At 60.7% G+C, this 12,497-nt stretch carries 15 protein-coding genes; 7 read left to right on the top strand and 8 right to left on the bottom strand.

All coding sequences use genetic code 11. The features are described 5' to 3' along the window. Complete coding sequence (locus AB4089_RS18835) at nucleotides 1-384, bottom strand: NifU family protein (RefSeq protein WP_441410797.1); 384 nt, start codon at nucleotides 382-384, stop codon at nucleotides 1-3. Next, entirely contained in the window at nucleotides 381-1,388 is a 1,008-nt protein-coding gene (locus AB4089_RS18840) for an amidohydrolase family protein (RefSeq protein WP_441410798.1), read from the bottom strand. Before AB4089_RS18840 ends, AB4089_RS18835 begins: the two co-directional genes overlap by 4 nt. A 188-nt stretch (nucleotides 1,389-1,576) precedes the next feature. Here AB4089_RS18840 and AB4089_RS18845 point away from each other — a divergent pair, with 188 nt between their 5' ends. The 6 genes from AB4089_RS18845 to AB4089_RS18870 all read left to right on the top strand — a co-directional run bounded on the left by AB4089_RS18845 (nucleotide 1,577) and on the right by AB4089_RS18870 (nucleotide 6,454). Then, on the top strand, nucleotides 1,577-2,527 hold the full coding sequence (locus tag AB4089_RS18845) for a LysR family transcriptional regulator (RefSeq protein WP_441410799.1): 951 nt from the start codon (nucleotides 1,577-1,579) through the stop codon (nucleotides 2,525-2,527). A 162-nt stretch (nucleotides 2,528-2,689) separates the two neighbouring features. Next, nucleotides 2,690-3,577 (top strand): NAD-dependent epimerase/dehydratase family protein, encoded by an 888-nt coding sequence (locus tag AB4089_RS18850; RefSeq protein ID WP_441410800.1) that lies wholly within the window; start codon nucleotides 2,690-2,692, stop codon nucleotides 3,575-3,577. Nucleotides 3,578-3,839: 262 nt separating this feature from the next. Continuing rightward, nucleotides 3,840-4,628, top strand: a complete 789-nt coding sequence (locus tag AB4089_RS18855) for an SDR family NAD(P)-dependent oxidoreductase (RefSeq protein WP_441410801.1) — start codon at nucleotides 3,840-3,842, stop codon at nucleotides 4,626-4,628. 33 nt (nucleotides 4,629-4,661) lie between these two features. Continuing rightward, nucleotides 4,662-5,111, top strand: coding sequence for a hypothetical protein (locus tag AB4089_RS18860; RefSeq protein ID WP_441410802.1), 450 nt, complete (start codon nucleotides 4,662-4,664; stop codon nucleotides 5,109-5,111). Between the two features lie 11 nt (nucleotides 5,112-5,122). Then, entirely contained in the window at nucleotides 5,123-5,461 is a 339-nt protein-coding gene (locus AB4089_RS18865) for a Dabb family protein (RefSeq protein WP_441410803.1), read from the top strand. 27 nt (nucleotides 5,462-5,488) lie between these two features. Beyond that, on the top strand, nucleotides 5,489-6,454 hold the full coding sequence (locus AB4089_RS18870; RefSeq protein ID WP_441410804.1) for an NAD-dependent epimerase/dehydratase family protein: 966 nt from the start codon (nucleotides 5,489-5,491) through the stop codon (nucleotides 6,452-6,454). On the opposite strand, the gene AB4089_RS18875 is transcribed toward AB4089_RS18870, so the two are convergent. Continuing rightward, nucleotides 6,451-6,747: a hypothetical protein gene (locus AB4089_RS18875; protein ID WP_441410851.1), complete on the bottom strand. Its 297-nt coding sequence runs from the start codon at nucleotides 6,745-6,747 to the stop codon at nucleotides 6,451-6,453. The genes AB4089_RS18870 and AB4089_RS18875 overlap by 4 nt on opposite strands. On the opposite strand from AB4089_RS18875, the gene AB4089_RS18880 reads away from it, so the two are divergent. Further along, on the top strand, nucleotides 6,640-7,659 hold the full coding sequence (locus AB4089_RS18880) for an SDR family oxidoreductase (RefSeq protein ID WP_441410850.1): 1,020 nt from the start codon (nucleotides 6,640-6,642) through the stop codon (nucleotides 7,657-7,659). The genes AB4089_RS18875 and AB4089_RS18880 overlap by 108 nt on opposite strands. A gap of 129 nt (nucleotides 7,660-7,788) precedes the next feature. On the opposite strand, the gene AB4089_RS18885 is transcribed toward AB4089_RS18880, so the two are convergent. From AB4089_RS18885 to AB4089_RS18905, 5 genes are all read right to left on the bottom strand, one after another. After that, on the bottom strand, nucleotides 7,789-8,841 hold the full coding sequence (locus tag AB4089_RS18885) for a 1-phosphofructokinase family hexose kinase (protein WP_441410805.1): 1,053 nt from the start codon (nucleotides 8,839-8,841) through the stop codon (nucleotides 7,789-7,791). Between the two features lie 12 nt (nucleotides 8,842-8,853). Then, nucleotides 8,854-9,795, bottom strand: a complete 942-nt coding sequence (locus AB4089_RS18890; protein ID WP_441410806.1) for a transketolase family protein — start codon at nucleotides 9,793-9,795, stop codon at nucleotides 8,854-8,856. Continuing rightward, nucleotides 9,792-10,679 (bottom strand): transketolase, encoded by an 888-nt coding sequence (locus AB4089_RS18895; RefSeq protein ID WP_441410807.1) that lies wholly within the window; start codon nucleotides 10,677-10,679, stop codon nucleotides 9,792-9,794. Before AB4089_RS18895 ends, AB4089_RS18890 begins: the two co-directional genes overlap by 4 nt. A 267-nt stretch (nucleotides 10,680-10,946) precedes the next feature. Beyond that, nucleotides 10,947-11,693 (bottom strand): IclR family transcriptional regulator, encoded by a 747-nt coding sequence (locus tag AB4089_RS18900; protein WP_441410808.1) that lies wholly within the window; start codon nucleotides 11,691-11,693, stop codon nucleotides 10,947-10,949. Next, a complete protein-coding gene (locus AB4089_RS18905; RefSeq protein WP_441410809.1) occupies nucleotides 11,659-12,486 on the bottom strand; it encodes an IclR family transcriptional regulator in 828 nt (275 codons plus the stop codon). Before AB4089_RS18905 ends, AB4089_RS18900 begins: the two co-directional genes overlap by 35 nt. Between the last annotated feature and the right edge of the window lie 11 nt (nucleotides 12,487-12,497).

Here is a 12,497-nt window from a genome sequence, read left to right on the forward strand (position 1 = left end):
TCAACGCCTTCCGGTGTCTGAAGTCGCCAAAGGCTGGCAGTCCGGCGTCTGCTCGGCCCGGAGCGGAAGAGATGGACGGTATCGGCTGGAGCTGCCCAAGGTTGCTGCAATTCGATCCAAAGCCCGCCGCGAGGCATGAACCTGCCCTGATCTAACATCCTTGACGCCGTCCACCTGCAGCAGACGGGACCTGACCAGACCCGCGAAAGTCACTGAAATAGCGGGGCAGGAATGGCAGGCATTGTGGAAATCGACCGTGACAACACCGTCCTCAACCGACGCTATGGTCAGGTCGCCGGAGTGGCCTTTGAGCAAGGGACGGATGTAGGCCAGAGCCTCTTGGAGGTCCTCTTCTGTGGGCCCGGAAGCGGATGCCGTGGTCACAGCAACCCCAGTTCCTTCTTCTTGACCTCAAGGTCAATGCCAAGTCCCCGGGCGAAGTTGAGGCCGAAGACCTGCTCCTTGATTTCGGGAGTCAGCTCGGGGTATCCGTACTTGTCCTGGAGTTCTTCAGGCATCTCAAGTTCGGCCCAGGTGTCGATGTACGTCTGCATGTGAGGCCACAAGAAGCCTTCCGAGCCATAGCAGAGCTTGTCTGCTCCAACGAAGAGCAAGGTCTGCCCGAGGCGGTGCAGCATCGGATAGGGCTGGAGGTAGTACTGGTTGTGCCAGAGCGGAAGCATCAAGTAGATGTTCGGGAACCGCGATGCGATGCTGATCAGCTCATCAACGTACGGATCGCCGAGGTGATGGATGCCGAAGTTCAATTCGGGGAAATCATAGGCGGCCATTTGAATATCGTTCGGCCGGAAGGCTTCCACGGGCTGCATCCCCAGGGGGTACCCCTTGTGGAACTGGACCATCTTGATGCCCAGCTCTATGGCCTTCTCCCACAGGGGGTAGGCAATTTCCTTGTCATCAGCACGCCAGTGGTGGTTCTCGTCATGGTATTGGTAAAACTTGAAGCTGACCGCTCCCCATTCTTTGACCTGCCGTTCCATCTCTTCCAGTGCGAAGTCCAAGCCCTGCCACACGGGGTCAACTCCCCCGGTGAAGTAGAACCGGGACGGGTTGGACGCGGCCAGTTCATAGTTGAGCTCTGCCGGTCCCAGAGAGTTCTGCCACTGGCCGAACAGGGGCACCGTGCAGACCATCGCAATGTCGGTGTCGGAATGTTCGAACAGCGTTTTGTTCGCCCATTCCACGTCCACGGGATCGTAGAAGTCAGGCTTGTCAGCCGGGCCTTTGGTTGCCATGAGCTTGTTGAACTGCCCCTGGTTGGTGCGGTGCGCCCGCACCTGGCGGCCATCCCCGCCGGGCCGCACCTGCCGGTCCGTAAAGTCCTGCGTATGAACCACGCAGTCAAAGACGAACATACCGTTTTTCATAGTGTTTCCTCCAAGAATTGGTGCGGGACTTCAGCGGCTGCGAAGCCTCGTTCCGGGGCGTTTGTGCTGCGGACGCCAACCGCTCGCATGACTTGACCCATCCAGCTTGTGGCGCCGGACACAGGAAAGTCCAAGAGCTATTTCCAGTCCGCCGCATAACCTATGCTTATAGAGTGACTTTAAGACAGATGGAGTATCTACTGGTCGTGGCCGAGGAAGGGTCCTTCACACGGGCCGCCGAACTCCTCCGGGTCTCCCAGCCCGGACTCAGCCAGCAGATCCGTGCCCTCGAGCGCTCGGCAGGCGGAGAACTCATCGAGCGGACCTCCGGGACGGTGCGCCTGACCCCCGCCGGTAGGGCTTACGCCGAACATGCCCGGATTGCATTGAAAGCGGCTGATGACGCAAGAAAGGCCGCGCGTGAGGTTCTGAATGGTGAAGCGGGCGAACTGGTGATCGCCACTGTTCTATCCATTGCCGCCGGAATTCTCCCCCCTTCGCTCCTCCGGTGGCATCACGACAACCCGAAAATCCCGGTGACTCTGCTGGAATTCGCCCACAGGAGGACTTTGGAAGAGTCGGTGGCTTCCGGCGCCGGCGATCTCGCCGTCGGACCGACGCCAAAACAGTGGAGCGGACCTGTAATTGATCTCGGCCACGAAATCTTTGTTTTGTACCTGGCTCCAAACGACCCCATTCTTCAAGACGTCCAGCCGTATGAGGGTAAACCGCCAAAAGGCGCGCCACAGTCACGGGGCGTCCTTCCCGTGGCTGCCCTGCATTCGCATTCCTGGATAACTTTCGAGGGCAACCATGGATTGGGGGAATTCATTCGTGAATACATGCAGTCCACCAACGTCACTCCCGATTTTGTTTTCCATACGGGACAGATCGACAGCGCCGTCAAACTTGCTGGTGCAGGGGCCGGGGTTGCCCTGCTCCCCGCCAATGCCCTCCCGATGGACGGGCCTGGAGTCGCGGTAGAACCCTTTCCTCCGCTGACCCGGGATTTGGCTGTATATAGCCGCACGAAACTTTCTCCCACGGCCAAGAGATACGTCGAACTGCTACAGAAACTTCCGGCCGTTCTGGAGCCGCCGGAAACGCCTGGACTCAAGGAAATCCCGCCCCAGCCATAACAGCTGCTCATGGATGCCGAAACGGAGTTCTATTAGAGGCCCTGCGCCTTGCATGAAACGATGTACACAATTGAGGGCCTGCTCCCACAGCGGAGCGCCAGAGCTGCTTGATCAGTCCCGGTCTCTACAGTGTTTGAGGACCTTCAGGCGAAGGGAGTAGGAATGTCTGTACTCGTAACCGGTTCCACCGGCTACCTCGGACTCGCGGTTGCTTTGCGGCTCCAATCGGCCGGCCACGAGACATTCGGGCTGACGGACACCGTGACGGGAACAAAAGTCCTGGAGGCCAGGGGGATTACTCCGATCCTGGCCACCTTGGACGATGGCGAAACCATCCGGAATGTCACACAACTGGTGGACGCCGTCGTGGACGTCTCAGGGCACCTTCCGGCCGCGAAACTATTCCTTGCCACCCTGGAGGGAACCGGCAAACGATACATCCGAAACAGCACCTCACGCGTCTATGTGGATGCATCCGCCGGCTCACTGAATCGAATCGTCCACAAAGAAGGGAGGGCAGTCTCCCCGGTTCGCGGCCTCGCGGAAATCCTCGAGACGGATGTGCAGGTGCAACAAGCCGCCGAGAGAAACATCCACACCACCGTCCTGCGGCCTTCAATCCCTTACGGCGAGGCCGGCGGACCGGTAATCGGAGGCCTGATCAAGCGCGCCATAACCGCAGGACGAAGCCTGTACGTTGGGACAGGTGCCAACAGGCAATCACACGTCTATCTGGCAGACGTCGCGGAGGCGTTTGCCCTGGCGTTGGAGAAGGCGCCTTCCGGGAGCTTGTACAACATCGCTGCCGGGGAATCGTCCCTTCTGGAGATCGCCCAGGATATCGCGGGAATGCTCGGATATCAGGGCGCCCAATCATGCACCATGGACGCCGCCTACGCTGCCTACGGCGTGCAGTTTGTCGACGGCGTGCTCGCCAGCAACTGCCGGGTGGATGCCACCAAAGCAAGAATCGAACTGGGATGGAAACCCAAGGGACCCGACCTCCAGGATGAACTTCGCGAGGGATCGTACGCGCACATGTGGTCCTGACCTTCGGGTCATCATTGCGGAAGAGCCATAAGCAGGACTTTGGCTCCGCATTGCATTTTGGTCTTGGACTCCCCACCTGCCTTCATGGAAGCATTGATAGCAGCCACCGTCGAGGGAGCCAGGGCATTTAGCCAGCCAACACAGTGAATTTTTCTCCCTTCTCCTGCCCCTCGAAGTTCGAGACCCCGGCGCCACTCGGCGTCTAGGCTCAGTGTCCTCTGCGAACACTTGATTCGCATGAACAGAGGAAGGCGCACGGACCATGAATCAAATCTTCAGCGGCAAAACTGTCCTCGTAACTGGTGCGAGCCAGGGAATAGGACTCGCGGCCGCGGAACATTTCCTCCAGGAAGGAGCCAACGTTGTTGGAGTCAGCCGCCAGTCATCGGAATTGGCCGGCGCAAACAGCGCCAACCGCTACCTGCACATTGCGGCGGACCTCGCACTCCCCGAGTCTCCAAGGATCGTCGTGCAAGGGGCTATGCAACACTTCCGTCGGATCGACGTCCTGGTCAATAACGCCGGGGCGGTAGCCGTCCGCGACGGCTTTCTTGATGTCACCGATGAGATGTGGCAATCCACCATGGAACTCAATTTCATGAGTTACGTCAGGATGTGCCGGGAGGTGCTTCCGCACATGGTGGAAGCCGGTTCAGGATCCATAATTCATCTGGGATCGGAAGCCGGTAGAACTCCCCTTGTGGACGCACCGGACTACAGCGTATCCAAGGCCGCCATTCTCTCGCTGTCCAAGATGCTGTCGCGGGAATTCGGACCGAAGGGGATACGCTCCAACGTTGTTGCCCCAGCCCACGTCTACACACCCATGTGGGACCGGCCCGGCGGATTCCTCGACTCACAGGCCATCAAGTTCGATGTACCGCGGGAAGAAGCGGTCCAGGCTTTTGTGGACCATTCAGGACTCCCGGTGGGGAGGCTAGGAACGGCCGACGACGTCGCCCCGGTGATCCTGTTCCTCGCCTCACCGGCGGCGAGCTTCATCACCGGGGCTGAATACACAGTCAACGGAGGCGTCACAACGTTCGTTTGATGCCTTCCCGCCTGCTATCAAGAGGACAGCATCGTGACAATCCAGAAAGACCAAGCGTCAGGCGCGCGCAGCGTTCAACGAGCGGGAACCGTTGTAGCCCGGAACTTCAAGGGATGGCCCGAGGACGTCCTCCGGGACTTTCACGAGAATGCCTACAACTTCAACGTCGGGCAACGCATAGTGTCCGAAACGGACCAAGTAAGGGTGTGGGAAATCCGGCTTGACCCCGGACACCGGCTCAACGCCCACCGGCATGTATTGGACTACTTTTGGACGGCCGTCAGCGCCGGACGCGGCCGGCAGCATGAAGACGATGGGACCACGCGGGAAGTCGAATACGCGGTAGGTGATACGCGGCATTTCCGTTTCGCTTCCGGAGAATACCTGCTCCACGACCTTGAAAATACCGGGCAGTCACAACTCATCTTCGTAACCGTTGAACACAAGACCAACGCCGAACAAATGAAACATCAAAGCAGATAGGCACAACCACGATGTTCTACCAACTTGTCAGCTTCACCTTTCCCGATGACATCCCGCATGAAACCAGGAGTGCCTTCGAAGATGCACTCCGGAGCCTTCCCGGAAAGATTCCGAATTTGGAAGACGCCCGCGTTATTCGCGCTTCTGACGACGCCAACGTCACGGGGTATGTGTCGGTCTTCGGCTCTGAAGCGGACTACCAGAGCTACTTAGATCACCCGGAGCACGGCCCTATCGGAACCTTGGCAGAGCGGGTCTGTTCACAGATTCGCCGCCTGCTCCTGGACGACGACCGTCCCAGTGTCCTTGCCCCAAGGCAGCAGGACGAACAGCCTAGCCACTCGGCCTGAGCAGCCACGAAAAGAAAAAGGAAAACAATGCATATCTTCGTAACTGGTGCCACCGGATACATCGGACAGGCCGTATCGCAGCGGCTGCTTCAGGCAGGCCACTCGGTCAGCGGCCTCGTCCGGAGCGAGAGCGGTGCAAAGGCACTGCTTTCACGGGGCATCGCTCCCATACGGGGAGGGCTTGATGACATGGAAGTCCTCCAGACAGCCGCACTTGCTGCAGACGCGGTGGTTGATACGGCAACGGCGGATCACGCTGAATCCACCCAGGTTTTCCTGTCAGTTTTGGCAGGAACCGGGAAGAAGTACATTCGTACCAGCGGAACCGGTGTGTACACCGACCTGGCCCAGGGTGAACTGAACCCGACCGTCTTCACCGAGAGCATCAACCACATCCCCGCGGAGATCGTGGCCACGCGGTACGCCACTGACCTGGCCGTCATCGACGCTGCCAACAGCGGCATCCACACCGTGGTCCTGCGCCCCTCCATGATTTTTGGCGACGGCGCCAGTGAACAGCTGCCGCTGCTCATCCGCCAGGCGATCACCTCTGGCCGGAGCCTGTACGTTGGCCGCGGTGAGAACCGATGGGCAAACGTATACATCGCCGACTTGGCCGAAGCCTACCTCTTGGCCTTGGACAAGGCTCCGGCGGGAAGCGTCTACAACCTGGCTGCCGGAGAAGCGCGCATGGGTGACATCGCTCAGGCGATTGCCCGGTTGGTCGGGTTGAAGGCTGCTGAGTCATGCGCTCCGGAAGTCGCCTACGCGGCTCTTGGCCAGCGCTGGGTGGACGTCGCTATTTCGAGCAACAGCCGCGTTGACTCTGCGAAAGCGCGTGCCGAGCTGGGATGGAACCCCGCCGGGCCTGACCTGCTGGACGATCTTGGATCGGGCTCCTACAAGAGGATCTGGGCATACAAGGGAGATCCGCACGACCACGTCCAGGCCGTTCACAGCGACGATCAGCTCCAGGCCGCCGACCCCCACTAGACGGCGGGACCGCCGTCGGGCGTGACAAAAGGCGCGCAACCGCGTGCAATTGCGGTATGGGCCGGGCCAGAAGGCCCGGCCCATACCCGTTCGGACAATAAACGAAAAGCCGGGATGGAATTGTGATGGAAGTAGTTCAGAGTGCGGGCAAAGGGAAGGTCCTGGTTGTTGGCGCCCACGGAGTAATCGGACGCGCCGCAGCGGTTCAGCTCGCCGACACGGGATGGGATGTGGTGACGGTCGCCCGGCGGGGGCCAGTCGATGCCTTGAGCGGCCGGAAAAACGTTCGGCATGTGAGCGCGGACCTCCTTGATCCGGGGTCAGTAAATGATGCCTTCTCGGCGTTGGCCGACATTACCCATGTGGTCTACGCCGCCTACGTTGAGATGCCCACCATGAAAGCCGCGGTGGCACCCAACACCGCCATGCTCGTCAACATGCTCGATAGCCTGTCGACCGCCGGGGCCAACCTGGTGAGAGTGGTCATGGTTGGCGGCGGAAAGTCCTATGGGGAACACCTCGGCTCCTACAAGACCCCGGCGAAGGAATCGGATCCTCGCTTCCTCGGGCCGATCTTCTACAACGACCAGGAGGACGCACTAAAGCAGCGCGCCCAGGAGCGTGACTTTTCATGGACCGTATTGCGTCCCGACGGTGTCTTCGGCTTCAGCGCCGGGTCCCCCATGAATATCGTCAACGGATTGGCAGTTTTTGCCGCTGTCAGCAAGGAGCAGGGGGTGCCGCTGCGTTTCCCCGGCCTCCCCGGGACGTGGAAGGCCTTGCACCAGGCCACCGATTCAGCGCTTCTTGCCCGAGCGATTTCGTGGGCATTGACTGCAGAAACAGCGCACGCAGAAGCGTTCAACATCACCAACGGAGACAACTTCCGTTGGAACCAGCTCTGGGAAGTCCTAGCAGGGTTTTTCAACATGCCTACAGCGGAACCTCAACCAATGTCACTCGTCGAGCAAATGGGCGATAAGGAAGATCTCTGGCACGGCATGGTGGCTAAGAATGGGCTGCGTCCAACACCCTGGGACACCATTGCTTCGTGGCCCTTTGTAGACGGATGGATGGCGGCCGATTGGGACATGGTGCAAAGCACAGTGAAGATCCGGCAGGCAGGGTTCCATGACTGCGTGGATTCCCATGAGAGCCTCTTGGCGCATCTGCGCTACCTTCGCAGTAACCGCTACATCCCCTAAGGATCAGGCTCTGGCGCGGAGAGCCAGGGCCCGCAGTTGCGAGATGCGGGCCCTGGCAGACTGTGGACCGCAGAAAGCGCTGCCGCAGACAGGCTCCCGGGTTGACGGCAGCGCCACCAGCCGTCGGGATCATCGCGAAAGTACGTAATCAGGGTCCGGCGCGGACACCGATACGCCCGCGGGAGAAAAGACGACCCGAGGGAGGATGGTGGTGGGCTCCTGGACCGCAAGGGCTCCCCAGGCCACAGCACGGGCGAGCGCCTCAGAAACCACATCTCGGGTGTACGGGGCAGCCGATCCGTGAGGCAGGGCGCTGAGATAGCCGGCCAAGGCAGCGTCTCCTGCGCCTGTGGTGTTCAGGACTTTGGCGGACGGACCCCGCGCCCACAAAACCTCGTGTTGGTTCACTTCCACGAGTCCGTCACTGCCCAGGCTGGCCAGAACGGTCCTGACTCCCCTGTTCTGGAGCATGTTCGCGGCAAACACCACATCTCGCATGGTCCGCAACTGAGTACCGGTGATGTCCGCGAGTTCTTCCCTATTTGGCTTCACCAGGTCCACTGGAGTTGCCGCGGACGCCCAGGCCCTGAGGGCCTCGCCTGAAGTGTCCAGGCAGGTTGAAACGCCTGCCCGGTGTACCGCCCTGAAAAGATCGCCGGGATCGACTCCCCTGCCTGTGCTTAAGTCTTCGGGAAGTGAGCCGCCCAGAACCAGCCAATCGGCTTGGACCCTCTGGACTTCATGGAGTGTGGACACGCACAGTTCATGCCACTTTTCCCCCGACAGCGGGGTGGCACTCTCGTTGAAGTTGGTTGTAGCGCCCTCCGTGTCCACGATGATGGCGTTGACACGGGTAGGCGCGATGACATCCACGGTCTTGAAGATCTTGTTGCGCACGCTCTCGCTGCCTTCGGCCAGTTCCAGGTCCTCGGCGTTAATGGGCACCACCGCGGTTGCGAGGTGTCCAGCCAGGCACAGGGCACGTGCAACATTGATGCCCTTGCCGGCTAGATACGTTTCCACCTTGGTGGCCCTGTTGACGTGGCCCTCCACCATTCGATCAAGGAAGTAGACCCTGTCAATCGCCGGGGCGGGAGTGAGGGTGACGATGCGCGAGAGCGCGGAGGACACGGATCGATTATCGGTGGCCAGCGGGCTCAATGTCTGCAGTGGCTTGGACATGGTGGACTTCATTCACTTCCGCGACTTCAGGCTGGCCTTGATCTGCTGGGCGACCTTGGCCGGAGACAACCCGTACTTATCCAAAAGGAAATCGTTTGGCGCAGATTCGGACCAACGGTCGGCGAGTCCGATCCGGGCCACACGCGCAGGCTCGTCGGAGCCGGAGGTAAGCTCGCAAACGAGGCCGCCAAGTCCGCCTAGGACGCTGTGCTCTTCCACCGTGACAATCAGTGGTGTGGCACGGAGTTCATGCAGCAGTTCCTGTTCGTCGAGGGGCTTAAGCATTGGGAGGTGAACGTGCTTCGCCCGAATGCCTTCCGCTTCGAGGGAGTCCAGTGCCTGCACCACCCTGGAGGTCTGCACACCGGTTGAAACGACGGTGAGATCGGGGCCATCCCGCAGGATCACAGGCTTCTCCGGGGTGAAGACATAGTCCTGGTCAAAGACATCCTGAACGGCATCCCGCGCGAAGCGAATGTAAACGGGGCCATCGTGCTCGGCCACCCATTTGATCGCCGCCCGGGCCTCGACAGCGTCGGCGGGTGCGATGACCGTCATGTTCGGCAGGGCCCGCATGATGGCGAAGTCTTCGAGGTCCTGGTGAGTTTTGCCACTCGAACCGTTCAACAAGCCGGAGTAGGCTGCAGCGATGCGAACCGGCGCCTTGGTCTGGGAAACCAGCATCCGTACCTGATCCAGGGCGCGGTTGGTAAAGAAGACGCCAAAAGAGGACAGCCACGGCCGGTAGCCGAGGGTGCTGAGGCCGAAGGCCATCCCAACAATGTTTTGCTCGGCGATGCCCACCTGAATGAACCTGTCGGGGTGGGACTCGGCGAGGATGTCCGCCCTGGTTGACGTTGCCAGGTCCCCGTCCAGAACCAGGATCCGCTCGTCCGCGTCGGCGAGTTCAGAGAGCGTCTCTCCCCAAACCTGGCGCTGTGCTGTGGTGCTCACTTGATTGCCTCCATGTTCTGGCCGAGTTCTTCACTGGCGGTCCGCAGTTGTTCCTCCGTGGCGATGCCGTTGTGCCACTTGTAGGTTCCTTGGGTGAATGAGACTCCAAACCCCTTGGTGGTGTTCGAAATGATGGCAGTCGGCTTGCCCGACAGTCCCCGGAACGCCTGCGCAAAGGTAAGGGCGTCCGAAATCTCTCTGAGATCGTGCCCGTTGATGCTGATGGTGTTCCAGCCAAAGCCGGTGAACACCGCTTCCAGATCCACGTGGCCCACTGGTTCGCTGCGGTCGAACCGGTCCCCCGGTCCGGCCGGCCATCCATACTGCTGGAGCCCGTTGACGTCCACGATTGCCGTCAGGTTGTCCAGACCAAACCTCGGTGCGGAAAGTACCGTTTCCCACACCATGCCTTCTTCGATCTCACCGTCGCCCAGCATGACCCAGGTATGGAAATCCTTACCCAGCTTCTTTGCACCGAGCGCCATGCCGGCACCGCTGGAGAGCCCTTGCCCGAGTGAACCCGTGGAGGCATCCACGCCCGGCGTCAGGAGCATATCCGGATGGCCCTGAAGGCGTGAGTTGCCGTGGTCGAACGTGGCCAGCTCTTCTGTGGGAAAGTATCCGCGCAGGGCGAGCACGGTGTAGAGGCCGATTGCGCAGTGGCCCTTCGACAGGATGAAGCGGTCGCGGTCAGGATCGTTCGGGTTGCTGGGATCTATGCGCAAATGCTTGAAGTAAAGCGAGACCAGCACGTCCATGGCAGACAGGGGCCCGCCTATGTGTCCGGCCCGGCTGGAAGCAACAGTGTCAATGACCCGCCATCGGGCCTCTTGGATGATGCTGCTTAAATCCGAGTCGGTGAGGGGCTCAGTGTTCGTGTTCATGGGAATCCTCTCTCAACGAAGTAAGAACAAATTTACCGCTAAGCGGACACCTTGTCTATGGAGTGAGAAGAAAACTTGGATGTGAAGAAGTCCCTGTCCTTCCGAGGGCCGGCTAGGCTCAGCCGTTGAGGGGGAGGAGGGCGGCGTCGTGCGGCCGAATTGGCGTCGTCGTGGGCGCGGAAAGGCAGGGCCATTGCCGGCGAAGCGGCGTCGCCGGGTGGCGGGCAGGTCCGGCGCCCCTTGTGCACGCGCGCCGCACCCGGGGCGTTATTGAGTGGCCCTGAGTTTTTCCTGGATCCTGCTGGCTGACGTCAGAAGCTCGGCTGCGTACGCCGCTTCATTGCCCAAAATGTCAGCGCTTAATCCGGCGAGCGAAATGGCGCAACTAACCTCATTGGATGGGCTGAATACCGGAACTCCCAGAGCGGAAACACCTAGGGTGACATCCTCATTCGACACGCTGTATCCCCGCCTGCGGATCTCGCTGCCGTCACGCTGGAGATCCTCCTGTGAGGTCAGGGTTTTGGGCGTCAGCTCTTCGAGACGCATTCCGGAAAGCCGTTCAAGCAGGCCGGGAGAGTACGCAAGGATGGCCCTGCTGGTCGCGCCGGCATTGACCGGGAGGACGCCGCCAGGGCTGAGTGCCAGAAGTGAGACGCGCGTTCCCCTGACCCAGTCAAGGCAGGCCGCGCCGCTTTCCCTAGGCGCACAGAGATACACAGTTTGGCCGGTGACTCGATTGAGTCGCCTGAGTTCATCCCGTGCCGCTTGCACCTCCGGGAGCGCGTCGAGGACCGCGCGGGCAAGATGGAGCACTTCGAGGCCAAGTTGGCTGCGCCCGTCCTCCGTGACAGAGACGAGCCCCACCACCGCCAGCGCGTCCGTCAGGCGGTAGACGCTGGGCCGCGGCATATCCAACTCTTCGGCCAATTCACCGATGGGCAGGGGCCCCCTGTCGGCGAGGGAGTGAAGCAGCTTACTACTCTTGGCTAGCAGCTGAATTGGCTTGGCCACGGTCCGCCTTTCCTCCTGATAGGTCTGAACCGAGCTTTTGGCTCACGGCCTGCGCAGCCTGCGTCACCATGACTACGGCGTCAAACGCTCCGGAAAAGAGGCGACCGGACAGCCCGCTGATTGATAGGGCCGCCACGACATTGCCCCAGTGGTCGAAGATAGGGGCACCAACGCCACCTATCCCGTCAACCCAATCGGCCTCTGCCACGGCAACGCCCCTTGCGGCCGTTTCATCCAGCAGCTGCACCAGTTGCTCCCGGCTCGGTGCGATCGCACTGACGGGAGCGAGCGAAGCTGCCTCCCGAAGGTATCGGGCTATAAACTCCGGATTCTCAAAGGCGAGGATGGCCCTCGGCGCAACTCCCTCTCCCAAGGGCAGTGACTCCCCCAGCCGAAGGCTGTGAATCTGGACGTCGCGTCCGTCGATTCTCTCGATGCACACGGCCGACATCCCGCGACGTATGCAGAGGAACACCGTCTCACCGGTAATCTCGTGGAGGCGGGTCAGTTCCGGGAGGGCAACCCGGCGCAGGTCTAACTGGGCTTCCAGGCGGGCCCCCAGCCGGAGGAAGTCCAGACCGAGGCGGAACTTGCCGCGCCTGCTGCCCTGCTCGACCCAGCCGATGGCATCCAGCGAGGAGAGCAGCCGGTAAAGCGAACTCACAGGCTCGCCTGTCGCCGTAGACAATTGCCCAACCGTGAGCTCACCGGACGCCGCAAGCACCTGAAGAACGGATGCCGACTTTGTTATCAGGCCCATGCCGCTGGCAGAAGCTTCGGCGCTCTCAGTCATGTTGCTTCTCT

Source organism: Arthrobacter sp. 2MCAF15, from assembly GCF_052115605.1.
Lineage (GTDB): Bacteria > Actinomycetota > Actinomycetes > Actinomycetales > Micrococcaceae > Arthrobacter.

Bases quoted from the DNA above. Each gene is read 5' to 3' on its own strand.
- AB4089_RS18840 (WP_441410798.1), bottom strand. From the start codon at position 1,388: ATGAAAAACGGTATGTTCGTCTTTGACTGCGTGGTTCATACGCAGGAC.
- AB4089_RS18845 (WP_441410799.1), top strand. From the start codon at position 1,577: ATGGAGTATCTACTGGTCGTGGCCGAGGAAGGGTCCTTCACACGGGCC.
- AB4089_RS18850 (WP_441410800.1), top strand. From the start codon at position 2,690: ATGTCTGTACTCGTAACCGGTTCCACCGGCTACCTCGGACTCGCGGTT.
- AB4089_RS18855 (WP_441410801.1), top strand. From the start codon at position 3,840: ATGAATCAAATCTTCAGCGGCAAAACTGTCCTCGTAACTGGTGCGAGC.
- AB4089_RS18865 (WP_441410803.1), top strand. From the start codon at position 5,123: ATGTTCTACCAACTTGTCAGCTTCACCTTTCCCGATGACATCCCGCAT.
- AB4089_RS18870 (WP_441410804.1), top strand. From the start codon at position 5,489: ATGCATATCTTCGTAACTGGTGCCACCGGATACATCGGACAGGCCGTA.
- AB4089_RS18875 (WP_441410851.1), bottom strand. From the start codon at position 6,747: ATGCCGAACGTTTTTCCGGCCGCTCAAGGCATCGACTGGCCCCCGCCG.
- AB4089_RS18885 (WP_441410805.1), bottom strand. From the start codon at position 8,841: ATGTCCAAGCCACTGCAGACATTGAGCCCGCTGGCCACCGATAATCGA.
- AB4089_RS18895 (WP_441410807.1), bottom strand. From the start codon at position 10,679: ATGAACACGAACACTGAGCCCCTCACCGACTCGGATTTAAGCAGCATC.
- AB4089_RS18905 (WP_441410809.1), bottom strand. From the start codon at position 12,486: ATGACTGAGAGCGCCGAAGCTTCTGCCAGCGGCATGGGCCTGATAACA.